This is a genomic window from Deltaproteobacteria bacterium IMCC39524 (assembly GCA_029667085.1).
In the GTDB taxonomy this organism is placed as follows: domain Bacteria; phylum Desulfobacterota; class Desulfuromonadia; order Desulfuromonadales; family BM103; genus M0040.
On the sequence record JARUHJ010000001.1, the window covers coordinates 522,835 to 546,590 of the forward strand.

General features: G+C 50.5%; 28 protein-coding genes. 12 read left to right on the forward strand and 16 right to left on the reverse strand.

Annotation, left to right across the window (positions count from 1 at the left end; translation table 11 throughout):
- Window positions 1-44: 44 nt before the first annotated feature.
- The 6 genes from carA to P9J64_02445 all read right to left on the reverse strand — a co-directional run bounded on the left by carA (window position 45) and on the right by P9J64_02445 (window position 5,318).
- A complete protein-coding gene (gene carA / locus P9J64_02420) occupies window positions 45-1,175 on the reverse strand; it encodes a glutamine-hydrolyzing carbamoyl-phosphate synthase small subunit (GenBank protein MDG5467172.1) in 1,131 nt (376 codons plus the stop codon).
- Window positions 1,176-1,253: 78 nt separating this feature from the next.
- Window positions 1,254-2,528: a dihydroorotase gene (locus tag P9J64_02425; protein ID MDG5467173.1), complete on the reverse strand. Its 1,275-nt coding sequence runs from the start codon at window positions 2,526-2,528 to the stop codon at window positions 1,254-1,256.
- A gap of 28 nt (window positions 2,529-2,556) precedes the next feature.
- On the reverse strand, window positions 2,557-3,498 hold the full coding sequence (locus tag P9J64_02430) for an aspartate carbamoyltransferase catalytic subunit (protein ID MDG5467174.1): 942 nt from the start codon (window positions 3,496-3,498) through the stop codon (window positions 2,557-2,559).
- Between the two features lie 10 nt (window positions 3,499-3,508).
- A complete protein-coding gene (pyrR, locus tag P9J64_02435) occupies window positions 3,509-4,045 on the reverse strand; it encodes a bifunctional pyr operon transcriptional regulator/uracil phosphoribosyltransferase PyrR (protein MDG5467175.1) in 537 nt (178 codons plus the stop codon).
- A gap of 277 nt (window positions 4,046-4,322) precedes the next feature.
- A complete protein-coding gene (locus P9J64_02440) occupies window positions 4,323-4,580 on the reverse strand; it encodes a YheU family protein (GenBank protein MDG5467176.1) in 258 nt (85 codons plus the stop codon).
- Window positions 4,581-4,808: 228 nt separating this feature from the next.
- Window positions 4,809-5,318 (reverse strand): GIY-YIG nuclease family protein, encoded by a 510-nt coding sequence (locus P9J64_02445; protein MDG5467177.1) that lies wholly within the window; start codon window positions 5,316-5,318, stop codon window positions 4,809-4,811.
- Window positions 5,319-5,500: 182 nt separating this feature from the next.
- Between P9J64_02445 and cmoA the strand changes: the two genes are divergently transcribed.
- Together cmoA and cmoB are read left to right on the forward strand one after the other, a co-directional pair.
- Complete coding sequence (gene cmoA, locus P9J64_02450) at window positions 5,501-6,235, forward strand: carboxy-S-adenosyl-L-methionine synthase CmoA (GenBank protein MDG5467178.1); 735 nt, start codon at window positions 5,501-5,503, stop codon at window positions 6,233-6,235.
- A complete protein-coding gene (gene cmoB, locus P9J64_02455; protein ID MDG5467179.1) occupies window positions 6,232-7,203 on the forward strand; it encodes a tRNA 5-methoxyuridine(34)/uridine 5-oxyacetic acid(34) synthase CmoB in 972 nt (323 codons plus the stop codon). The genes cmoA and cmoB overlap by 4 nt, the downstream gene beginning before the upstream one ends.
- A gap of 16 nt (window positions 7,204-7,219) precedes the next feature.
- Here cmoB and P9J64_02460 read toward each other — a convergent pair whose 3' ends face one another.
- The 3 genes from P9J64_02460 to P9J64_02470 all read right to left on the reverse strand — a co-directional run bounded on the left by P9J64_02460 (window position 7,220) and on the right by P9J64_02470 (window position 9,380).
- Window positions 7,220-8,086, reverse strand: a complete 867-nt coding sequence (locus tag P9J64_02460) for a GerMN domain-containing protein (GenBank protein MDG5467180.1) — start codon at window positions 8,084-8,086, stop codon at window positions 7,220-7,222.
- Between the two features lie 89 nt (window positions 8,087-8,175).
- On the reverse strand, window positions 8,176-8,910 hold the full coding sequence (locus P9J64_02465) for a hypothetical protein (GenBank protein ID MDG5467181.1): 735 nt from the start codon (window positions 8,908-8,910) through the stop codon (window positions 8,176-8,178).
- Between the two features lie 47 nt (window positions 8,911-8,957).
- Window positions 8,958-9,380, reverse strand: coding sequence for an SseB family protein (locus tag P9J64_02470; GenBank protein ID MDG5467182.1), 423 nt, complete (start codon window positions 9,378-9,380; stop codon window positions 8,958-8,960).
- Window positions 9,381-9,605: 225 nt separating this feature from the next.
- On the opposite strand from P9J64_02470, the gene P9J64_02475 reads away from it, so the two are divergent.
- From P9J64_02475 to P9J64_02490, 4 genes are all read left to right on the forward strand, one after another.
- Window positions 9,606-10,742, forward strand: coding sequence for an NAD(P) transhydrogenase subunit alpha (locus P9J64_02475; GenBank protein ID MDG5467183.1), 1,137 nt, complete (start codon window positions 9,606-9,608; stop codon window positions 10,740-10,742).
- Between the two features lie 106 nt (window positions 10,743-10,848).
- Window positions 10,849-11,136 (forward strand): NAD(P) transhydrogenase subunit alpha, encoded by a 288-nt coding sequence (locus P9J64_02480; GenBank protein ID MDG5467184.1) that lies wholly within the window; start codon window positions 10,849-10,851, stop codon window positions 11,134-11,136.
- Window positions 11,136-12,500, forward strand: a complete 1,365-nt coding sequence (locus P9J64_02485) for an NAD(P)(+) transhydrogenase (Re/Si-specific) subunit beta (protein ID MDG5467185.1) — start codon at window positions 11,136-11,138, stop codon at window positions 12,498-12,500. Before P9J64_02480 ends, P9J64_02485 begins: the two co-directional genes overlap by 1 nt.
- Before the next feature lie 265 nt (window positions 12,501-12,765).
- Window positions 12,766-12,966: a cold-shock protein gene (locus P9J64_02490; GenBank protein MDG5467186.1), complete on the forward strand. Its 201-nt coding sequence runs from the start codon at window positions 12,766-12,768 to the stop codon at window positions 12,964-12,966.
- Between the two features lie 527 nt (window positions 12,967-13,493).
- On the opposite strand, the gene P9J64_02495 is transcribed toward P9J64_02490, so the two are convergent.
- The 6 genes from P9J64_02495 to P9J64_02520 form a co-directional block, all read right to left on the reverse strand.
- Window positions 13,494-14,324, reverse strand: coding sequence for an MYG1 family protein (locus tag P9J64_02495; GenBank protein MDG5467187.1), 831 nt, complete (start codon window positions 14,322-14,324; stop codon window positions 13,494-13,496).
- 180 nt (window positions 14,325-14,504) lie between these two features.
- Entirely contained in the window at window positions 14,505-14,768 is a 264-nt protein-coding gene (locus P9J64_02500; protein MDG5467188.1) for a hypothetical protein, read from the reverse strand.
- Between the two features lie 77 nt (window positions 14,769-14,845).
- Complete coding sequence (locus P9J64_02505; protein MDG5467189.1) at window positions 14,846-15,166, reverse strand: MGMT family protein; 321 nt, start codon at window positions 15,164-15,166, stop codon at window positions 14,846-14,848.
- 77 nt (window positions 15,167-15,243) lie between these two features.
- Window positions 15,244-15,741, reverse strand: coding sequence for a GreA/GreB family elongation factor (locus P9J64_02510; protein MDG5467190.1), 498 nt, complete (start codon window positions 15,739-15,741; stop codon window positions 15,244-15,246).
- A 36-nt stretch (window positions 15,742-15,777) separates the two neighbouring features.
- A complete protein-coding gene (locus P9J64_02515; protein MDG5467191.1) occupies window positions 15,778-16,092 on the reverse strand; it encodes a hypothetical protein in 315 nt (104 codons plus the stop codon).
- Entirely contained in the window at window positions 16,028-16,282 is a 255-nt protein-coding gene (locus P9J64_02520; GenBank protein MDG5467192.1) for a hypothetical protein, read from the reverse strand. The genes P9J64_02515 and P9J64_02520 overlap by 65 nt, the downstream gene beginning before the upstream one ends.
- A gap of 261 nt (window positions 16,283-16,543) precedes the next feature.
- On the opposite strand from P9J64_02520, the gene P9J64_02525 reads away from it, so the two are divergent.
- The 6 genes from P9J64_02525 to P9J64_02550 are packed head-to-tail and all read left to right on the forward strand — an operon-like array spanning window position 16,544 to window position 23,078.
- Window positions 16,544-17,104, forward strand: coding sequence for a YceI family protein (locus P9J64_02525; protein MDG5467193.1), 561 nt, complete (start codon window positions 16,544-16,546; stop codon window positions 17,102-17,104).
- Between the two features lie 38 nt (window positions 17,105-17,142).
- The gene (locus P9J64_02530) at window positions 17,143-18,258 is read left to right on the forward strand and encodes a type III polyketide synthase (protein ID MDG5467194.1); all 1,116 of its coding nucleotides are present in this window, start codon (window positions 17,143-17,145) and stop codon (window positions 18,256-18,258) included.
- Complete coding sequence (locus P9J64_02535; protein MDG5467195.1) at window positions 18,242-19,444, forward strand: NAD(P)/FAD-dependent oxidoreductase; 1,203 nt, start codon at window positions 18,242-18,244, stop codon at window positions 19,442-19,444. The genes P9J64_02530 and P9J64_02535 overlap by 17 nt, the downstream gene beginning before the upstream one ends.
- A 15-nt stretch (window positions 19,445-19,459) precedes the next feature.
- Window positions 19,460-21,754 (forward strand): MMPL family transporter, encoded by a 2,295-nt coding sequence (locus tag P9J64_02540; protein ID MDG5467196.1) that lies wholly within the window; start codon window positions 19,460-19,462, stop codon window positions 21,752-21,754.
- Window positions 21,751-22,338 (forward strand): hypothetical protein, encoded by a 588-nt coding sequence (locus tag P9J64_02545; protein MDG5467197.1) that lies wholly within the window; start codon window positions 21,751-21,753, stop codon window positions 22,336-22,338. The genes P9J64_02540 and P9J64_02545 overlap by 4 nt, the downstream gene beginning before the upstream one ends.
- On the forward strand, window positions 22,338-23,078 hold the full coding sequence (locus tag P9J64_02550; protein ID MDG5467198.1) for a class I SAM-dependent methyltransferase: 741 nt from the start codon (window positions 22,338-22,340) through the stop codon (window positions 23,076-23,078). Before P9J64_02545 ends, P9J64_02550 begins: the two co-directional genes overlap by 1 nt.
- A 35-nt stretch (window positions 23,079-23,113) precedes the next feature.
- Here the strand turns inward: P9J64_02550 and P9J64_02555 are convergent, their stop codons facing one another.
- A complete protein-coding gene (locus P9J64_02555) occupies window positions 23,114-23,629 on the reverse strand; it encodes a ferritin family protein (GenBank protein ID MDG5467199.1) in 516 nt (171 codons plus the stop codon).
- Between the last annotated feature and the right edge of the window lie 127 nt (window positions 23,630-23,756).

Below are 23,756 nucleotides of genomic sequence, written 5' to 3' on the forward strand. Positions count from 1 at the left end.
CGTGGCGCGAAAAGTCTTATGGTCTTGTCTCTACTCACGACGCGCTACGCGCCACGGTTCTTCCAGCTTTCCATCAGCTTAATGAATTCACCAAACAGGTAATTGGCGTCGTGAGGCCCCGGTGAAGCCTCGGGATGATACTGTACAGAGAACGCCGGCATAGTCTTATGCTTTAAGCCTTCAACGGTGTTGTCGTTGAGATTGATGTGCGTGACAACCGCATCATCCTGCAGGGTGCTGGCATCGACCGCAAAGCCATGGTTCTGCGATGTGATCTCGACATTGTGACCCTCTCCACGTCGTACAGGCTGGTTGCCGCCGCGATGACCGAATTTCAGTTTGTAGGTGCTGCCGCCCAGCGCAATCGAGAGAAGCTGGTGGCCGAGACAGATGCCGAAGAGTGGAACCTTGCCGAGCAGTTGGCGGATATTCTCCTGGGCATAAGTGATCGGCTCAGGGTCCCCGGGGCCGTTGCTGAGGAAAACGCCATCAGGCTGCATCGCCAGAACTTCTTCTGCGGGTGTATCGGCAGGCACAACAGTGACGGCACAGCCTTTACTGACCAGGTTGCGCAAGATGTTGTATTTGATGCCGAAGTCGTAGGCGACCACCTTGTACTTAGCCGGACCTTGCTGTTTTTTATAGCCGTCGGCCAGATCCCAGGTCCCCTCATTCCAGTCGTAAATCTCCTTACAGGTCACTTCCTGCACGAGATCCTGGCCGACGATTGAAGGCGCCGCCTTGGCTTTTGCCACCAGGCTGTCAGCATCCAGGTCAATTGTCGAAATAATACCGGTCTGGGCGCCTTTGTCGCGGATATGACGTACCAGCGCGCGGGTATCGATCCCGGAGAGACCGATGATGTTGTTTTCCTTTAGATAAGCATCAAGGGTCATCTCCGAACGCCAGTTGCTCGGCATATCACAGGCTTCCTTGACGATAAAGCCGGCAAGGTGAGGTCTTGATGATTCAATGTCTTCACGGTTGATCCCGTAGTTGCCGATCAATGGGTAGGTCATGGTTACGATTTCACCACGATAGGACGGATCGGTCAGGATCTCCTGGTAACCGGACATACTGGTGTTAAAAACAACCTCTCCGGAGATTTCACCGGAGGCTCCTAAGGCTTGACCGAAGAAAACTCTTCCATCGGCCAGGGCCAATGCTGCTTTCATAAACAACTCCTTGATTTGAACATGGTGAACCTCAGGTCAGAAGACGTCCCGGCCTGAGGCACAAATACTTCCGTTGACTTATCTCTGGTATGCGATCTTGCCGGCGACGATCGTGCAGACTGCAGCACCCTTCATCTTCCAGCCATCAAACGGGGTGTTTTTACTCTTGCTCGCCAGCTTCTGGGCATCAACTGTCCACTCCAACTCAGTGTCTATGATTGCGATGTCAGCGTCCCCTCCTTCTTGCAATTGACCGACAGGGAGATTCAGGGCTCCTGCGGGGCCGCTGGTCAAGAGAGCAATAGCCCTGGGCAGATCGATAACACCGTCTTTAACCAACTGCAAAGAAAGAGGCAGTGCGGTCTCGAGGCCAACGATGCCGTTCATGGCAATATTGAATTCGACGTTTTTCTCATCAATATGGTGGGGAGCGTGATCTGTAGCGATCGCATCAACGGTTCCATCAGCCAGACCCTGGCGCACGGCTTCCTTGTCTTCTGCGCCGCGCAAAGGTGGGTTCATCTTGGCGTTGGTGTTGTAGCCGCGAACGGCCTCATCGGTCAAGGTGAAATGATGCGGGGCGACTTCACAGGTGACTGAGACACCGCGTTTTTTCGCCTGACGCACGATGTCGATCGAGCCCCTCGTGGAAACATGTGCAACGTGAAGGTTCGCACCGGTACATTCAGCAAGCATCACTTCTCTTGCGGTCGCGGAGTCTTCCGAGACCCAGGTGATCCCTTTAAGCCCGAGCTCTGTTGAGACAGGTCCTTCGTTCATCACTCCGGAGCCAACCAGGTCGAGGTCTTCCGCGTGGGACACGATCGTCAGACCGAAAGGTTTGGCATATTCCATGGCGCGGCGCATCAACTGAGGATTGCTAACCGGCTTGCCATCATCGGAGACCGCCGTGACGCCCAGCTCTTTCAGCTCGCCCATGCCCGTCAGTGATTCGCCGTTTAGGCCTTTGCTGATGCTGGCGATCGGGAACACACGACAATGGCCTTCCTGGGCCGCTTTATTCAGAATGTAACTGGTGACGGTCTGGTTGTCGTTAACCGGTTGCGTGTTCGGCATGCAAGCCACGGAAGTAAAGCCGCCGGTGACCGCTGAGAGAGTGCCGGAGGCGATGTCTTCTTTGTATTCAAGGCCCGGATCGCGCAAGTGGACATGAATATCGACCAGGCCGGGAGTGATAATTTTGCCAGCGGCGTCGATAACCTTGGCGCCTTTGTCATCAAGACCTTTGCCGATCGCGACGATCTTGCCCTTTTCGATCAGGATATCGCAGGTCTTATCAAGCTTTTGCGCCGGGCTGATCACCCGTCCGCCTTTAATCAGTATTTTAGCCATAGCTCTCACCAATTCCTTATATCTAGACTTAATCGTTGGTTTGCATTGATTCGACGCCACTGACGAGATAGAGGAGCGCCATTCTTGTGGCGACACCGTTCTCTACCTGGTCGAGGATGACGTTCTGCCCGCCGTCGGCAACCGCTGAGGAGATTTCCACGCCGCGGTTCATCGGGCCCGGGTGCATGACTATCGCATCCGGCTTGGCCAGCTTCAGGTTGGTTGGGTTGAGACCGTAGAATCGGGCATATTCGCGCAGGCTGGGCAGCAGGATATTGCTCTGCCGCTCCATCTGGATGCGCAGCATCATGACGACGTCAGCGCCTTCTATGGCCTCACGTATGTCGGTAAAGACTTCCACGTTGCCAAGTCGTTCAATACCGATCGGCATCATGGTTCCCGGTCCGCACAAACGAACCTTGGCGCCCATTCTGGACAGAGCGTAAATATCGGAGCGTGCGACCCGGCTATGAGTGATGTCGCCAACAATGGCAACTTCAAGACCTTCTATGCTGCCTTTATGCTCACGCATGGTCATCAGGTCCAGCAAGGCTTGGCTTGGGTGCTCATGAGCTCCGTCGCCAGCGTTGACAACCGAACAGCCTACCCGCTCAGACAGGTAGTGCGGTGCACCGGAATGACCGTGGCGGATAACGATGATATCAGGAGCCATCGCTTCGATGTTTTTAGCGGTATCTTCAAGCGTCTCACCTTTGACGACTGATGACGTCGATCCGGAGATATTAACCGTGTCTGCAGAGAGCCGTTTGCCGGCGATCTCGAAAGAAAGCCGGGTCCGCGTGCTGGCTTCAAAAAAGGCGTTGATAATCGTCTTGCCGCGCAAGGTCGGAACCTTCTTGATTTCGCGGGAATTGATCTCTTTAAAAGAATCAGCCGTATCGAGGATCATCTGAATGTCCTCTTTGGTCATCTGCTCAATGCCAAGAATATGTTTGTGCTGGAATGACATAAACTCTCTCCTAAGGCTTAACCAGTCGGACTTCGACCGGATTCAATTCATCATCAAAGATAACCGCGATATCTTCTTCGCGAGCTGTCGGTACGTTCCGGCCAACGTAATCGGCACGTATCGGCAGCTCACGGTGACCTCGATCGATCAAAACGGCGAGCTGGATAGTGCTTGGGCGACCAAAGTCCATCAAAGCATCCATTGCTGAACGAATGGTGCGACCGGTATAGAGAACATCATCAACCAGGATGACCTGTTTGCCATCAAGGTGGAATGGAATGTCTGTTTTGCCGATCGGCAAACTGCCTCGAGAGGCCAGGTCGTCACGATACATGGTGATGTCGACCGCTCCGAGCGGGACTTCAAGGCCTTCAATCTCGTTGATGCGTGTTTGCAGCAGGGTTGCCAGGTGATCACCACCGGTACGGATACCGACCAGAGCGAGCTTCTCGCCGCCCTTGTTATGTTCCAGAATCTCGTGGGCAATCCTGGTGATAGCGCGTGCTACGCCGGCTTTGTCTAAAATTGCAGTTTCCGCCTTGGCCATCTTTTCCTCCCGAATTTAGGACAAAAAAATACCTTCCCGTCGATTACGGAAAGGCACAGCTCTTGTTTTATTATCTATGTGAGGCATTTTGGGCCACCCTTGCCGATCTCTCTGGATCCGCTTAAAAGGAGACGAGTTGCAGTCTAATTTCTTGCAATATAGCAAGGGCAAAATAGGGAGTCAATAAGACTTTTACGAAACGTCGAATGTTTTTACAACGGGAGCTTTTTTAATCTTAAGAAGACAAAATGGACGCCAGGTTTTGGCTGAAAACGGTCTAAGCTTTTGTCACGATATTCGCAGTTTGCGACGTCAGGTCAAATGCGACAAAGATTTTTCCGGCCTTGAGTTGACGGAGTACCTGCTCGATCTTGGCCTCCATCGAACCGCCAGCGTCTCCCCAGTCTGAGCCATCACGGGACACGAACTCTTCGATCATGTTGCGCAGTGTCTCAGGGTTGATGTCTTGATATGGAACCTCTACGCCCTCTTCATGGTGGTCGGTCTGGTGATTGGTTGTTTTATTCCTGGTCATGGCTGTCCTTTGCACATCAGTAGGGAATACGTTTTACACCAAAACAGTAAAGGCTGAAACCAAAAGACCAACGCAAAGACGCTAAGAAAAGCCAGGAGAGGCGCAAAGGGTGACTCTTCTTGCTTTTTGAAGTGGTTTTCTTTGCGGGCTTTCTCTACCCCTTTGCGCCTTTGCGTTAATAAATGGGCTAGGTTTGTCTTGCTTGTTGCTCATGGCTCAAGCGGCTCTTCACGGCCCTTCAAAAGCTCTCAAGCCGAACACCGGGTAGATACTCAGTGAATGGCCAAGGAACGTTTCGGCATATTCAACATCTACATCGTCAAGCAGTGGAAGTTCAGGGCGTTCTTGATTGTCGAGGGTCGCTTTACCGGCCTCTTGGGCCAATTTTATCAAGCGTGACTTGATGTACTCAATATGAGCCTGAGTAAGGCTGTCGTGTTTACACGAACAAACGATCGTCCAGGTCCAGAAACTTTTATTGCTTAGATGTTTTTCCAGGTCTGCAGAGATCGGGTCCGCTGCGCCTATATAGAGGGTTTCCCGACCCTGCTGATCGGAAGGGCCAATCAGGACATAGACGCCCGGGGCATTAAGCTCGTCACGATTTATCTCTTCAGGCATAGAACTGCGAGGGATCACGAGGGCGCGGCCGGACCATTTCGACCTGGCGACAACCTTCACACCGTCAACGTGACCGTCCTGAAGGTAAATTCTCACTGAGAATGATTCTGATGGCATTAATCGTTCTCCTTTGCTCGAATTTCGACCTGTTTCGATTCTATCACAGCAATCGATTTTGTAACCCTTGCAGTATGAAGCTTGAATAGTTTCGTCTCTTGTAAACAGACTATTGACAACCAGGCGTCCTAAAAGGACAATCGGTTCAAGAATGATCAACAGACAGGAAAGGTCGACAATCAGTGGTAAAAAAACAAGACGAAATTTATGCTTCGCCATTGAACGAAATCATCGACTTTGATTTTGATGAGAAGGTGGCAGATGTCTTCCCCGACATGATCCAGCGCTCGGTCCCTGGCTACGGCACCATGATTTCAACGATAGGAATCCTGGCGGCAAAGTATGCCCAGCCTAATAGCCGCTGCTACGATCTCGGCTGCTCTCTGGGAGCCGTCAGCCTGTCGATGCGCCTGCGCATCAATCAGCCGGACTGTAAAATTATTGCCGTGGACAATTCCGAGGCAATGGTCGAGCGAGGCGTGGAGCTTTTGGCCTCAGACAATTCGTCAAAGGTTCCTGTCGAGATGGTTTGTGCTGATATCAAGGACATCGCCATAGAAGATGCGTCAGTTGTCGTTCTCAACTTCACGTTGCAGTTTATCCCTCTTGATCAACGCTTGGCGCTAATCACACGCATTTACCAAGGCCTGAAACCGGGCGGCGTGTTGATATTGTCCGAAAAAATGGCCTTTGATGACCAGGTCAAGCAGGACTTTCATACCGAAGCCCATCACGATTTCAAGCGAGCCAACGGCTATAGCGATCTGGAGATCAGTCAAAAGCGCACAGCTCTTGAGCGTGTGATGATCCCGGAGAGCTTCACCTGCCATAAACAGCGCTTACAGGAAGCCGGGTTTCCCATGAGTGAAGTCTGGTTTCAGTGCTTCAACTTTGCGTCCATGATCGCCATCAAATGACCCTCTACAAATCTTTATATCCACAACTCGAAGCCATTGGGCTAGAACAATGGGCTCATGAGCTACAGCAGTTGATCCCTGAGCGTATGGCTGTGGAGAGTCACGGTACAATGCCCCTCTGGCAAAAAGCCCTGCAGAGACTGCCTCAACTGAAACCATCAAAGATGGAACTAAAAACAAAGGTTGAGATAGGGTGTCCCGAAGACCTTGTTGGGCTCACCCCTGAAGAGTTTTCTGAACAACTTCAGGCCTTCCACCCCTGGAGGAAAGGCCCTTACGACATTTTCGGTGTCAATATTGATACTGAATGGCGCTCAGACTGGAAGTGGGATCGCGTCCTGCCTCATATTCAGTCGCTCAAGGGGCTTAAGATCCTGGATATCGGTTGCGGGAATGGTTATCACGGCTGGCGCATGCTTGGCGAAGGTGCAGATCTTGTTCTGGGGATCGACCCGACCCTGCTTTCCGTTATGCAGTTCCATGTCGTGCAGCGCTACCTGGGGGGCAAAAACCACTACGTGCTGCCGCTGGGGATTGAGGATATTCCGGCCGGTCTGGCTTGTTTTGACACGGTTTTTTCTATGGGCGTACTCTATCATCGCCGGTCGCCTCTGGACCATCTGTTTGAGCTGCGAGGGTGTCTGCGGTCAGGAGGAGAACTGGTACTGGAGACTCTTGTTGTCGAGGGAGAGGAAGGAACGGCGTTCATGCCTGAAGGGCGATACGCCAAGATGCGTAACGTCTGGTTTCTGCCATCCATCCAGACCATGCTCTTGTGGCTGCGTCGTTGCGGTTTTAAAGATGTCGCTTGTGTTGACATCAACCGGACAAGCGTAAAAGAACAGCGCAGAACAGAGTGGATGAAGTTTGAGTCTCTCGCAGATTTTTTAGATCCGATGGACCACACGAAGACAATCGAAGGGCACCCTGCCCCGCTTCGGGCAATTTTTACTGCGACAAAATCGTGAACGTCTCGTCGCTGTCTCAGTGTTCGTAACGACGCAAAGGCAGAGTGCTTGAGCCGCTGTTTACTCGGCCCATGAAATCCACCACATCCCACTCAGCACGCAAAACATCACCTTCTTTATAAAGAGTTTTGTCGCCTGGCAAGACAACAACAGCCATCTGGAAAATGGAGGTGAAGTATTCACCCTCAATAGATTTTCCAGAGCTGTCGTATAACTTGAAGCTATTGACTTTAACAGGTCGATCAAACTCAACAAGTAGCTCATCCAGGTTATCAGTCCCCTGCTCCCACATCCCCGCCATCAGGACCAGCGAAGGTGGCTCAACATCGGCCAAAGTTCCAGGGTCCAGAATATAGCCGTCTGCAGGCATTTGTGGAAGAGGTTGACCATTCAGCATGATAAAAACCTTGTTGGTCTGCTTAAACTGGAGAACAGTCGCCGCCATGGCCAGTCCGGCTGAGGCGATATCATATTCAGACCAGGATTGCTGAGTCATTAAAGACAAGGTTTGTGTGCCCTTTTCAGTTGACGCAGAGGTTACCTGCAAATCATTTGGGAAAGGATTGTACAGCCCAGAGTCCTCTGAGAAAACAAGGTCACCACCGGTCAGGCGACTGAGAATTTGTTGTAATTCCCCATCCTTGCTGAACAGGAAAAGCGGAAAAGCTCGCACTTTCCCAGGTGCGTTGCGGACGGGAAGATAGCCGACGCGGGCAAAAGCTTCACCTGCCTTCCCTTGCGGCGGCTCACCAAAGTTGTCCAGGTAAGCCTGGCTGGCAATGACAAGCCCCGAAGTTTGGGATGACGGCGCAGGTTCTTCTTGCTTGCAGGCGAAGAGAGATAAGAAGCAAAAGGCTAAAAACAGAGGGGGGAATGGGGACATCAGTAGCCTCCTTAAAGCCTAGGATAAAGGCCTTATCCATTCTATCACAGATATTAGAGGCAGGAGCTGTTGTGCACACCAAGTCGCGTTCAGCAGCCTGTTGTGCGGAAAGCTGCGGCAGGGCGAACCAACGCACCCTTCCCTGCCATGCTCGACAGAAGCAACGTTGGCGTAGAAACGTTGTAATGGGTGGTCAAGTCAAGCAGCAAATCGATGCGGCCGTCCCGATCAAGGTCGCCAGCCCACAGTACCCGGGGGGAGACGTCTGAGGCGATAGTGGCTTTGCTCGTGGACGGATGATAAATCGGGTAATTCTGAAGGGCTTGGATCTTATTGCCTTCACTGAGTTGCAGAGGGCAGTCTGCAAACTCCTGCCCCAGGAACTCAGTGGCACATTTAAACTCCAGGAGGTAAGAGCTCCCGTTAAGCAGAAATTTTTTTGGAGGCGTTATATTCAAGCTTTCATCATGAGACGCTATGGTCAAAACAGGCCCCGGTCTTAACTGTGAAAGGTCGCGCAATAAGACCAACGGCTCAAAACCTTCAGGCACAGAAACCTTCTTGCCGGTTTTAGACGGCGGAATGTCAATGACGTCATCTACGACAATTTCCACAGAAAGTGTTACTTCCTGCAGCTCAAAGCCTGAAGATGTCTCAAGGAGAGCGAGCCAGCTTTCGCCATGCTTCGCGCTGACTTCCTCTCCGTGCCATACTCCAACCATCGCCATTTGTCCGGGCAGATCAATGTTCGCCGCGAACGCAGTGTCAACAGATGACGCAAACAAGATGGTTATAAGCAGGAGAATGAAGAAACTGTTTTTCACAAGAGCCAATCGTCCGTCGTTAAGACATCAAGGAACAAGTCGATCTGTTACTGGCTGGTCTGGTTTTCTTCTACTTTGCAACGCTCAACAACGTCCTTGAGCCAGGCGATTTCGTCCGGCGCAAACTGCTTATTGTAATCTGTCCCTATATTCATTGCCCAGTGAAGTTCATCTGTGGTCATTTCTGCGAGAACATGGCCAGGCAGTTGCAGAAAAGGAACCTCCTTCTCAGCCCAATCAAAAAGTCTTTCTGTAGTGTCAAAAAAGACAAGGTAATCAGTCTCATCAGAAACAATAATTAAAGGAACTTCGACCTTTTCCTTGCCGCTTTTGTCCTCCTTGTCGATCATCTCATCGACGGTCGGGACGATGAAGAGGGAGTTGAGAAACAGGTCGTAAAAGCCTGATTGTGCCTTTGGGTCTTCATAGTCGGCACGCAAGGTTTCAAGGGCTTGATCGAGATCAGTCATGATTGGGGCCTTTTGGTGGAGAGATAAAGATTTTAATCGGGATTATCGAGGGCTCAAGATACTGGCATTTATTGATTCATGTCCAGTTGAAAACTTGTCACCTTGTTGAGATTTGTGTGTCTGAATGAATTTAACGGCCTAAATATAACCACGGCACTCCTGTTTTTCGCTCAATTGTGGTGTATGATTTAAAAAAAGTCTAAATCTATTCGGGAGTACTCACGAATGACATTGGTCGCAATCCCCAACGAAACAAGACCGACAGACAGACGAGCCGCAATGTCACCAGCCAACATCGCCAAACTGGTACAATTGGAGGTTGATGTCCTGGTAGAGGAAGGCCTTGGTGTCGGCAGTGGCTTCAGCGACGATCAATACCGACAAGCCGGGGCGGTGGTGACCAAGAACCCCGAGGAAATTTTCTCCAGAGGCGATGTCGTGCTGCGCCTACACAAGCCGACGATAGAGGAGGCAAAGCTTCTCAAAAGTGGTTCGGTTCACGTCAGCTATCTCGATCCCTTCAAAGAACAGGAATTGATCGAAACCCTAAAAAATTGTCTGGTCAGCACAATCAGTATGGAGATGGTCCCCCGCACCACACGAGCGCAAAAAATGGATGCCTTGAGTTCCCAAGCCAGCCTTGCCGGATACGTTATGGTACTCCAGGCGGCGAATCGCTTGAACCGTATTCTGCCGATGATGATGACCCCCTCCGGCACCATAAAGCCCGCCAAAGTTTTCGTGATCGGCGCCGGAGTGGCCGGATTGCAGTCAATCGCTACGGCAAAACGCCTGGGCGCCAGGGTTACGGCATTTGACACCCGGGCGGTTGTCGCGGAGCAGGTCGAATCCCTGGGCGCGACTTTCCTCAATATCGATCTGGGTGAAACCGGTCAGACTGAAGACGGCTATGCGAGGCAGTTGACTGCGGAGCAGTTGAGCATACAGCAGCAAGCCCAGAGTGATGAGATCGCCAAATCGGACATCGTTATTACAACGGCTCAGGTGTTTGGAAGAAAACCTCCGCGTTTGGTGACTCTGGAGACCGTAAAGCGCATGCAGCCGGGCAGCATTATTGTTGACATGGCGGCAGCAAGCGGCGGCAACGTCGAGGGTTCAATCGCAGGCAAAGAGGTAGAGATCGACGGAGTCGTCATAATCGGCAGCGGTAACTGGTCGGGACAGGTGTGTCGGGACGCCAGCAATATGTACTCAAACAACCTAATAAACCTCTTTACTGAATACTGGAACCCAGATCAGAAACTGTTCGAGATCGACTTGCAAGACGACATCCTCTCCAGTTGCGTGATCACCCACGGCGGAGAGATCACCAACGAAACGATCCGCAAGCATTACAGCTAGCAGCCTGTCGGACTATCTGGGCTAAAGCGACAATTTGACTGTTTGAGAAAAGATTTTGGCTCGTTTGAGAGACGTTTCTGGAGCCTTACAAACCAGGGAGATCCCTATGGACATGGTTTACCTGACATTCATCCTGATTTTATCCATATTTCTCGGCTTTGAGTTGATCAAGAAGGTCCCCGCCACCCTGCACACACCTCTGATGTCTGGCGCCAATGCCATCTCCGGCATCACACTGGTTGGCGCGCTGATCGGTGCAGGAGGCGAAGGTTCAGCCTTAACGATCTTCCTCGGTACGGCAGCGGTCACTTTTGCAACGATCAATGTCGTGGGCGGCTACCTTGTTACCGATCGAATGCTGGCTATGTTCAAGAAGAAAGGGGCCAAGGACTGATGTCGGGTGTCATGCTGATCAACCTGAGTTACACGGTCGCTGCCGTGCTCTTCATCCTTGGCCTGAAGTTTCTCGGCAGCCCGGAGACTGCACGTCGTGGCAACGCCCTCTCCTCACTGGGGATGCTGCTGGCAGTGGTTGTGACTCTCCTGGACCATTCCATTATCGATTACCGCTGGATTCTTCTCGGTATCGTTTCGGGCGCATTGATTGGCGCCCTTGCCGCTCGGCTGGTGGCAATGACTGCCATGCCCGAGATGGTTGCCCTTTTTAACGGCTTTGGAGGCATCGCCAGCCTCTTGGTTGGCTGCATCGCTCTCTCTCAACCCCTGTTAGATCGCTTCATCCTGCTGACTATCTTCATGTCGATTATGATTGGCGGGGTAACCTTCTCAGGAAGCCTGGTCGCTTGGGGTAAGCTTAGCGAAAAGATAACCGGCCGACCGTTGGTGTTCAACGGCCAACGCTTTGTCAACGGCGGATTACTGCTGGCAAATATTGTCTGCGGCGTCATGTTTGTACAACACCCGGATCAAGCCCTTTGGCTCGTTTTGGCAGTTCTGCTTTCCACATCACTGGGTGTAATGACCCTGTTGCCGATCGGCGGCGCTGATATGCCTGTCGTCATCTCTCTGCTGAACAGTTATTCGGGCTTAGCCGCCTGTGCCGCAGGCTTCGCCATTAGCAACAACATCCTGATCGTGGCAGGCTCTCTGGTCGGTGCAAGCGGCATCATCCTGACTAACATCATGTGCAAAGCGATGAACCGGTCTCTTGCGAACGTTCTTTTTTCCGGATTTGGAGCCGCCTCCGGAGCCAGCAAAAAAATTGAAGGCGATGTTAAGGCCATCACCACCGAGGATGCTTTCTATATTCTGGAAGCCGCCCAGAGCGTGGTCGTGATACCGGGGTACGGCATGGCGGTTGCGCAGGCGCAACATGGGGTTAAGGAGCTTCAGGGCCTTCTGGAGAAAAACGGCTGTGAAGTTGTGTATGCCATTCACCCGGTTGCCGGTCGGATGCCCGGCCACATGAATGTCCTGCTGGCTGAGGCGGACGTTTCCTATGACCTGTTGCTGGAGATGGATGACATCAATCCACGCATGGAGACCTTTGACGTGGCGATCGTTATCGGTGCTAACGATGTTGTTAACACGGCCGCCAGAGATAGTGAGAGCAGCCAGATCTACGGGATGCCAATCATCAACGCAGATTATGCCCGCACGGTCTTCGTCCTGAAAAGATCAATGGCCTCTGGATTTGCAGGTCTCGACAACCCACTTTTCTACAAGGACAACACCCGGATGATTTTTGGCGATGCCAAAGAAACCGTCAACAAGCTGATCCGGGAGCTCTCAAGTTGATCTGTTTGCTCCGACCATTGAGCGATCAAGTGACCTGTCTGCCCCCGACCACAACTAACTGTTTCGTGGTGATTTGTTGCGTTCCCCTGATTTGCTGGTAATATTTTCCATGTTGTGAACATTTGTGCGTTCCAACGCTCTCAGTTTGACATGGTGTCAGCATTAAAAAGAACAAGCAGAGCATACAGGCAATGTATTGTTTCTATTTCGGGCGAACGGAAATTGCACAACAGAAGAATTCCCATAGGGAAACATGGAGGATCAGATGCCAGAAGGTACCGTGAAGTGGTTCAACGACGCGAAGGGTTTTGGGTTTATCGAGCAGGACAATGGACCGGATGTGTTCGTTCACTTCTCTGAGATTCAAGGTGATGGGTTCAAATCTCTCGCCGAGGGAGACCGGGTAAGTTTCGATGTTACTGAAGGCCAGAAAGGCCCCCAGTCGTCTAACGTGCGCAAAATCTAAACAAAGTCAGTTTCTTTTATCACGAAAGCCCTGTGGATTATCACAGGGCTTTCGTGTGTAGACAGACGCAAATTTATCAAGGACGTGGGCGCGCCTAAAACCAGTAATTTTTCATGAAGAAATTAACCTATATTATAATTTTTTAGTTGCATTGACAGACTGCTTTCAACCGATAAAGTGTATATCAAACAGTGACGAAATAAGTCAGATGGAGCACGTAAAAAACCTGCAGGTTGTTCTTGGCGAAACTGAAGAGTGATGCCTGACAACTAGGACAGGACCTGAATTTAGCAGCAGAACTACTTTAAAAAGTAGCAGATGCAGCAACTGTTGAACAGAGCAGTGATTCAGGGTGATCCCCGGCAGTTTCGTCACTGTTGTTTTATGCTATATGAGATGAGATTTAAGAGAGAGTCTTACCACGGCAGGGCACGGAGACATTGAGTGCCCTGTTTTGTGCTTTTAATTGACCTCCCCAACTTGATCTGGTTTGATGGATGGGGAATCCCGATAAAATAGTCCTCTTCCTATTCCGTGATCGCCATGCAGGCCAGCTTGACAACCTCTTCCAAAGGAAGACGCTTATGCGTCTTTGCCAGGAAACCACTGCCATGAACAAAGAGGATCTCCTGATTGCTTTCTATGACACGAAAATCAACGATGGTGTTATCGCCTAAACGCAGCAACTCCCAGCCTTCACCGCGATTGGACGGGGTGATGCTCATCACGATATTCTCATCGTCCAGGAAGCGCAGATAGAGCTCCATTGCCAGCTTAGGGGAATTGTCGATATCACTGGCAACTGCCTTAAGATGCTTAACCTGAAAAACCTTCGCCTCGGATTTGAGCCGCTCAAGGCGTTCCATTTTACGTCCGATCAAGGCGATCATGTTTTCACCGAGTGATTTCATAAGGTCGAAGAGTGGATTCTGGGCATTTAAAGACTCGAGACTGGCAAAGGTCGAAAGGATGTAGCCGTCTATCGGTGACGAGGAGGCAAAGAGTACGCTCGAATCGACACCAAGGTGTTCGGCCGTGCGGTAAGGACCACTAACGTCCATCATGCTCATATGCGGATACCATGCGAACATCAGCATGGCGGCGTCATGATGGCCAAGATGCTGCATAACCAGGTGAAAAGCACAGGGCAGTGAACGATCCTGGTGGTGATCGAAATTGTGGCGCTCTGGAGTAAGCTCCAGGCCGACATCTACGACGTAAGTGTCGGGATCGTTCAAGTCTTCTTCGGTCGGCTCGCGACGGAAAACTTCCGCCTGTTTCAAGGTTGCAAGCAAGACACTCACAGAGAGGAAATCGTCTTTGTGGGCGCTGCCTGGGTGGGAAACGATTTTATACATTTATCTAGCCTCTTCAAGGACAGTTTCTTCTTTGATTTTACCAGATCCTGTGGCGCGCAAGATAGGTCGATATAGGTTGACGCCTCTCTCGTTCGTTGATACAGGGGTGTTTTCTACTTGCGCCTTTCATGGCCTTTCTTAGCGTCTTTGCGATGGTCTTTTGATTTCATCTGGGAGCATTTACCGTGTCCTGAACTGATAGCTGTCGTGCTCTTCCTGAGCGATATCTGCTCGAACCTGCTCAACGCTGCGTTCATAGATAAGTTCACGGCCCAGCACGCTCCCTGCATAGGCCAGGCTGTTGCGCGTAGGGGTGAGCTTGCACTTGGCATTGTGGACACCTTCGCCCAGGATGATCCAGATGGCCTCTGGTTTTTTGCTGGAGACGCCTACCTCCAGGATCTGGCCGCTTTCCGCCTTCACTTTGATCTTTTGATCGTCCATTAAGACACCCTTTATTGAATTGGTGACAGTCCCCTCGTTTAACAACGAGTCAGCTTAATGAGGCAGCTGCCACCGCATTATGGAAAGTTCCAGCCGTGAGCGTTTAGATCGATCCGGTTTGCCTCATCAAAACAAACCCCTTCGATTTCCAGCAAATCGCGCTGCAGTTGATGACTGCCACCATTTGCGCGAGGGCTGATCATACCCCTACTGTTGACGATGCGTTGCCAGGGGACATCATTTCTTCCAGGCAGTGCCGACAAAGCAAAACCGACCGTGCGTGCCGTGCAGCCTGCTTTCTGGGCAAGACAGCCATAACTGCACACATAACCGGGCGGGATCTGTTTAACCAGCGTATAGATGCATTGGTATAGCAAGCCGGTTTTTTCCTCAGCCATCAGTGCCTCTTGTGTTTAAGCGGCTCAAAGATCTCAGGGCCAACTTTAAATCACGCAGAACTCTCACATTGCACACTTTAATCAATCGCCGTGTATTCTACCTTGACGATTTCCAATTCACTAACACCACCAGGCGTCACAAAGGATACCGAGTCTCCCTCAGAGCGGCCAAGAAGCGCTTTCCCGATCGGTGAAACCCAACTTACTTTGCCTTTTGCTCCATCGTATTCATCGATCCCGACAATAGAGTAAACCTTTTCTGCACCCTCTTCGTCTTCGACGGTTACAGTCGCTCCAAAAAGGACACGGCCGTTGGCAATGTCTCCTTGTTTAACAGGGTCTACCACTTCCAAGTTCTCAATTCTTTTTGTCAGGAAGTGGATTCGTCCGTCCATTTTTCGCATCGCTCTCTTGGTTGCCTGGTATTCATAATTTTCCGAGCGATCCCCCTCCTCCGCAGCAATCCTGGCTGCCTTTGCGAGTGTTGGCCTGTCGGTGTAGAGCAGTTTCTTTAGCTCAGCGCGCAATCGTTTTGCGCAACCGGGGGTCATGTAAATTTTTTTTTGTAGCGACATAGATTATCAGGGAGCCCTTCTGCGGTGTTACTTTCCTCAGGTTTTGGGCGATGATTCCAGAAGAGGTTTTATGAATCTTTCGAAGGTAACCTGTTGTTTGGCAGTCAACAACTCGACTTCACCCTGGCTGTCGAGCAGTACTGTGCCGACACCTATCACGGTCTTGGGCAAGTAGCCGGTTCCAGCAACAATCAATTCAATTTCATCGAGACGCTTTTTCAGAAGGTGCTCAAGAGCGTAGAGGTCGATCTCCATACATTTTCTCCAGACGTGATCGTTTTCGAGGTCAAGACCCGCAACAGCAGGAAGACTTTTTGCTGCCGCAGCAACCACCACCTTGCGGTCGACCATTGACCATCTCTTCGACATTCTCTTCCATCGCTTTTTCGAGATCAGAGATAACAGAGGCAAACTGGTTGGCCGAAAGACCTTTGTCGCAAATGGGGCAAGTGGAATAGGTTTTCTTGAACCAACTCAAAGACTCGTAGATCGATTCGCCGCAACAGGGGCAGTCTAAGGCTATATTTGTTTCTGTGTCCACGCTTTGATCTTCTCCTGGTGTTGATTTTGTGAGCTGTCCGATAAATGGACATGCTACTTACCATAGCAGAATTTGAACGTTCAAGGCCACCTTTCAGCAGAAAATTGACCTTGCTGCGAATGGCAAGACTTTGCTGTCCGTTCGATTCAGGCTATCCATGTGTTGATCGGCAAACATGGTGTGTTTTCCAACGACAATAAAGCCAGAAACTGTAGTACAATGCAGCGATAAAATTTATCTTTGTATGAAGAGGATTATCCCTTGAAAACATTTATCTTTTTCACCTTGTTTCTGATCCTCCCGGCAAGCTCCCTCGCAACAGATTACCAGGGCCATTGTACGGTTGCCTTTGAGGGAAGTTCAACACTCCATGATTTTAATGGCAAAGGACGCTGTGAGCCTTTTATTGCCAGTGAAATTGCCGGAATCATAAATGTCCCTGAGCTGACTGTAGCCGTGGCTGACATGGATACTGACAATTCCAGCCGTGACAACAAAATGCGCAAAATGTTTGAGGCTGAAAAGTATCCGCTGATTACAGGCATGAGTGGGCCAGTATCTCTAAGCACTATCAGGAAAGCCTTGGAAGAAAACATCGTTAGCACGCAACCTCTCCTGTTCCAGCTAAAAATTCGTGACATCGAAAAGCCTGTCAATGCGATTCTGCGGAATATTGTGGAAACCGAGGATAAGCTCACGGCAGACCTGGCCTTCACACTCTCCCTTGCCGACTACAAACTCAAAGCCCCCTCAGTTCTCGGCATCATCAGAGTCGGAGACACTATCAAGGTCACAACCTCCTTTCTTCTTGAAGCTCATTAAAGACGCCCCAGGCCACTCAAACCAGTCAAGGATAGATTATGTCCGTTTGGATTCATCATATAGAGACGGCAGTCCCCGAGAGGTACTACAGCCAGGAAGACGTCGGCAAGCACATGCTTGAGTGGACCATTGACGAGCGTGACAAGCGCCTGGTTCGGATGCTTTACCGAAACTCTGGCATCGAAACACGTCACAGTGTTATTCCCGACTGGGGCGAGGGCTTTTTTATCCCTAAGGAGGACGGCTCTTATAGACAGCCAAGCACATCTGAACGCAATAGCACCTACACTCGTGAAGGTCACAAGCTGGCTGTTGATCTTGGCCACAAATTGCTTGCGGCGGCCCCCGAGTTTTCCCCGGCAGAGATTACTCATGTGATCACAGCCTCCTGCACGGGTTTCTTTAACCCCGGAATCGATTATTTTTTATGCCAGGAACTGGGCCTTCCCATCAACACGAAACGTTACCATCTCGGCTTTATGGGCTGTTATGCTGCCTTTCCGGCGCTGAGCATGGCGGCTCAATTCTGCCAGGCTGACCCGGAAGCCGTTGTGCTGGTCATGTGCCTGGAGCTCTGCAGTCTTCACCTGCAGATCAATGGCAGTGAAGATACGATTCTGGCCAATTCACTCTTTGCCGATGGCGCCGGAGCGGTCCTGGTCAGTGGCCGCTCACCGCAACCAGGAATCGACACATATCGGATAGACGACTTCGACTCCGCACTTATCCCGAGCGGAAAAGAAGCCATGGCCTGGAGTATCGGCGACCTGGGCTTCGATATCTCACTCTCGAGTTATGTCCCGAAAATCATCGGTGCCGGCATCAATGACCTCCTGGTGCCCCTTCTCACTAAGAATAAACTAACAACGCAAGACATTGATCGCTGGGCCGTGCACCCGGGAGGCAAGACAATTATTGACAAGGTCGCCAAAAGTCTCAGTCTCTCCGCGGGTCAAGTTCAACCCTCGAGAACAGTTTTGCAAAAGTTCGGCAACATGAGCAGCGCAACAATTCTTTTTGTCCTTAAAGAGACCCTCTCCCAGGCGTCAATATCAGGTCAGGAGAAAGTCTTCGCCATGGCTTTCGGCCCGGGGCTAACTGTCGAAATGGCGCTACTTCAGGCAAACAGGACCACCAATGGCAAGCGCTCCTGATTATGATGTAATCATCGTCGGCGGCGGGCCGGTGGGCCTGATGCTGGGGAACCTGCTCGGAAAGAAAAATCTCAACACACTACTGATAGAAAAAACTGCCGCACCGCCTGCCGAATCTATGGCCATCGGCGTCACCCCGCCCTCTCTTGACCTCTTTCATACACTTGGTCTTGATGACGTTCTTGTCAATCTTGGTGTTCGCGTTGAGCTTGCCAAGGTTCACGAAGGAAGAAAACTCGCTGGAGAACTCAGCTTTCAATCTCTGAACAATCCCCACCGCTATATCCTCGCCATCCCTCAGGCCACCACGATAAATGTTTTAGAGGAAAACTTATTACGTTACGGAAGCGTCATGCTTTGTCGAGAAACCAACTTGATAGCCATTGAACAGGCTGAAAAGATGGTCACGGCGAGAGTGAAAAAACCGGGTACTACTGAAGTCAGGCAAGTAACTGCTTCCTTTCTAATCGGTTGCGACGGCCACCGCAGTATCGTCAGGGACATGGCAGGAATAAAACTCACCGGAGAGAAGGAATACCCGGCTTGTTTCCTGATGGCTGACTTTGCCGACCATTCTGGCCTTGGAGATGAAGCCCATCTATTTTTCAGTCGTCATGGCTCAGTCGAATCATTCCCGCTGCCAAAAGGACGACGACGTTGGATTCTACAAACTGACCATCTGATAAATCCTCCGGATAAAACGGTACTGATCAGGGACGTGCAAAAACGGACCGGTTACGACTTGAAGGGTTCAAAGTGCTTCTCAGAAAGCATGTTCAGGACAAGGCGTTTTGTTTGCCAGAGCTATCATAGTGATCGAGTTGTTTTGTGTGGTGATGCTGCGCATGTCATGAGCCCGGTTGGCGGTCAAGGCATGAACACAGGTTTTGCCGATGCGGAATTCCTCGCAGAGGCCCTGTTTAAAAATTTTTCCAAGAGCAAGGATTTCCAGGCCCTTTTTGAAGAGTATGATCATTTTCGCCGTCTTGCATTTACCGTGGCGGCCACACGTGCAGAAAGGGGCATGTGGATGGGAACACGTCGTGGGACGCTTGCTTCAGTACTGCGTTTCTTCCTTGTCAAAGTCCTGCTTGGTCCAATTTTCAACAAATCACTCCCTGCATATTTTGCTATGCTGACAATCCCTTACCGTTCATTGAGTTCACTTGACAACGACCAGCATTGATTTTGGATAACGCCTGTGACTGAATCTCCAAAAAAATCATCCAAGACCATTGAGCTACTGCTGTTATGGTTGACCGGCAAAGGGCGTAAATGGTCACTTTTTGGAGTCTTGGCAGCAACCCTGTTCTTCGCTTATTTTGCTCTCCAGGTTCCCATTGAGAGCAGTAATGTCTCAATGGTGTCACATACCAGGGAGTTAAAGGGGAATTATGACAGCTTTCGAAAGATTTTCGGCAATGATGAAGTGTTACTTCTCGCAATAACCCACCCCGACTTGCTAGAGCCTGAAAGTCTACAAACAATAAAACGGCTTACACAGGAGCTCACCCGAATTGGAGGTGTCACAAGAGTTTTAAGCCTGACAAATGCCGAGCAACTTGTCGCTGGAGATTTCGGAATTGAGCTTGTTCCACTTATTCCGGAACAAGACGCCGGGAAGACATATCAAAACGCAATCACCAAGGCTCTTGAGCAGAATCCTGTCCTTGCGCAACTGCTGGTATCACAAGATCTAAAAACAAGCATAATCATCATTGACCTGACCGGTGATATTGATCAGCAAGGACGCGGTCTTACAGCCATAGAGGCGTTGCTTTCATCGGGCTACAGCGATAAGAACTGGCACCTGACCGGCATCCCTTTGCAAAAGCTGACCGTCTCCCGTCTGATCCAACGTGATCAACAGGTTGTTATTCCTTTTTCGACCCTGGTTCTCGGCTCACTTCTGCTGCTGGTCTTCAGACGTTTTTCAGGCCTGTTGCTACCACTTGCAGTCATGGCAATCAGTCTCTGCTGGACCGTCGGAATTTACACACTATGCGGGTTATCACTCAACACCATCACGGCCTTGCTGCCACCCGTCATTATGGTTCTGTCTGTCTCGACCACGGTGCATCTTTACAATGGCTGGTTGCAACTCGCAGGCAAATCAGGAAATCCGAAACCTTTGATCGTCGAAGAATTTCGCGAACTGTTTCACCCCTGCCTGTTTACCGCAATTACTACGGCACTTGGTCTTGTCTCCTTGACGGTCAGTTCTATTCCTGCCGTTAAACTTTTTGGTGCTTTTTCCGCCATGGGAGTGATGCTCTCTTTCTCAGTAAACATGCTCATGGTGCCGGCATTGCTCAGCTATATGCCTTTGCCAAAGATAAGTCGCCGCTACGACACGGGAAGGCTGAGTGCGGTTCTACAAACGACGGCAAGGTTGACGGTTAAACACCCTCGCTTGGTCCTAACCTTGGCACTCTTGCTTGCCCTGGCTGGCTTAAGCGGACTAACCCATATCAATAACAACACTGACCTGATTCGCTTCGTCAAACCGACGGAGAGAATCTATCAAGATACGATGTTTATCGAGCGCGCTGTTGGAGGTGTGAACAGCCTCGAATTTATGCTGACGCGCAGAGACAGCAGTGCGCTGACCCGTCTTGAGGACCTGACTTGCATTGATAACCTGCAGGACGCCATTAATGATTTGCAAAAGGTCGCTGGCAGTTACAGTCTATTGAGCGTTATCAAACAGCTCAATCGTGCCGAAACCAATCAGGAGCAACTTAGTCTTCCCGACAACAACGAAAGTCTTCTCTATCTTTTTGATCTCCTCGAAACAAGCCCGAACCAGAAGCAGTTGCGTAAGTTGGTCAGCCCGGAGTTCACCACTCTGCGTATCAATGTGAGAATCAAGACTATCGGCAGCGCCGACACCGCCGGCCTGGTTTCGCAAATCGAACAGTTGGCGAAAAGAGAACTGGGAAACGATTACGAACTGCGGCCCACAGGAGACTTCTACCAGGTGGTTGTTGACTCAAATCGACTGGTCTCTAACGTTGTACGAAGCTTTTGCCTCTCTCTCAGTATGGTTTTGATGGCTATTTATATTCTATTTCGGTCCTTTAAACTGCTGGCCATGGCCCTCATCCCCAACCTGGTGCCGCTGGCGTGGACGGGAGGTCTGATGGGGTATTTGCATATTGATCTCAGCACTGGAACCGCCATGATAGCGGCCGTGGTTATCGGCTTAACGGTGGATAGCACAATCCATTACCTGGCTCGTTTTCAAAGAGAGTATCAAGGTAATAGTAAAGAAGCGGTGACAATAACGACCACTGCAACGGGTCGAGCCCTTTCGATCTCTGCCCTGGTGTTGTTCCTGGGTTTTTCGGTGGGTGGTTTGAGCAGCTTTCTGCCAACCATCTATTTCTCCTTGTTGACGGGCGTTACGATGCTGGGCGCACTTATTTGTGATCTGCTCGTACTCCCAGCCAGCCTGATCTTGTTCGGCACAAAAGAAGGGAGCACCTCAGAGTGATAAGAACCATTGCCGTCTGTTTGTTTTGTCTTCTTGTTCCTACATTTCCTTCTTTTGTTCAGGCAAGCGCAGACTCCGTAATCTGGCGGGCGTCGATTCCTGCGGAGCCACCCCACCAGGGGGAAGTTCGCTTGATCCGTCGCGATGCTGCGCTGGTTATGCAAACCATTCTCAACAGTAAAGTACTCAAACACGTGATCGCTGCGATTCAGAAAAAAGAATTCAGGGCCTGGCCGGAAGACCGGGAGGGTTGGGTCGATTCACGCCGTTACTCGGATGAGCTTTATCGGGCCTATGAAGCTGTTCGGAGAGACGCTAAGGACAGAGAAGACAAGGGTGACAGGCATCTCAGACTCATGATTGAATTCGTTCTTGAGGAACGACACAACTTTGTCACATTTTATGCGCCGACTCTCACTAAAAGGGGTGAACAATATTCTGTTCAGGAGAAGAAATTGCTTAAAAAGCTGAACACATCAAGGAACTACCTCTACAACAATCTAGAGGAAATAGCCCGGGACAGTTTTCAGATCGATGAAAAGGAAGCTTTGAAATTGATGCAGCCAATACCGGGAGGACTTTGATGCGAAACTGGCGAGGTGTCCTTGGTATCGAAAAACAGATAGACAGTCCGGACAAAAAAAGATCCTTTAATGAGCTCCATTTCAGTGCAGCATCCAGTCGCTATGACATTGCGACCAGGGCCATGTCTCTTGGCCGTGATCAGGCGTGGAAAAGACATTTGGTAGCGGCCCTTCCCGCGGTTGTCGCTCCGGTCTGTGTTGACCTTGCCTCAGGAACCGGAGATGTTGCCTTTCTTCTGGCCGACCGATTCCCTGATAGCAAAATCACAGGCATCGACCTGACAGAAGAGATGGTGACCCGGGCTCAAAAGCACAACCCTTTCGATAACGTATCTTTTACCTGCCGGGATATGGCAGAAACCGGCCTCGACAATGCCAGCATTGATATCGTCACTGGCAGTTACGCGCTACGCAATGCGCCGGACCTTGGAGAAGGTTTGCAGGAGGTCAATCGGATTTTGAAAACAGGAGGGTGTGCTGCATTTCTCGATTTCTCTAAATCGGCTCACCCCGTAAGTCAAGTCAGCCAATACTGGCTACTCAAGTGCTGGTGCGGACTATGGGGCACTTTACTGCACGCGAACCCGACAATACACGCCTATATCGCCGATAGTCTTAAGCAGTTTCCAACCCGCGACGATTACTGTCTGCTCGTCAAAAAATCAGGCTTTGAGATTATCTCATCCAGACTGTTTTACTTCGGAATGCTCGAACTTCTTGTGATTCGGAAGGTGTCTTAAGACCCTGTGTCGTCTCAGTCAAGCGACTCCTGCAATCAGCCGTCAGTCTCTCGACCAAACTGCCTGAACTCACCCAGGTTACTGAATTCACCCCACTCCAGACTTTGATTTGGAGCATTGACAAAGCTATAGACATTTTCGAGGATGTTGAAATGCGCATGCTCCTCTTCAGCGATCTGTAGCAACAAGGCCTTCACCTCCGGGTTGGTCTCTTTTTCGGCGATCTCCTCATAGAAACGGAAACTGTTGGCTTCGAGCTTCATTGCGTGTTGATAAGCCTTGAGAGAATCAGCAATGTTTTTTAACCCTTCAGAGCCTCCGGGAAGCTGCTTGAACAGGTTCTTTGACGTTTCAAGGGTTTCGGATGCAGGCATTTTGCCGACTGTCTCCCCGGCAACAAGGTCCTTGAAGACCTTGGCGTGCTTGAGTTCATCAGCAGCCAGGGAAGTGAAAATAGTTTTCAGGCCAGGTAGCGTCGAAGAGTCAGCGAGGTCTTTGTAATATTCAAAGCCATCATTTTCCATCTCGATTGCAAAATCTAATACGTTCATGAAGCCTCCCGAAAGATTTGTTTTACCGTTTTAACTTTAGTTGAGGCAGAACAGCTGTCAAGTGAGGACAGACACCCAGATTTTTTAACCCGGTTATGCATATAAATATTACGAAGACGCGGGGATA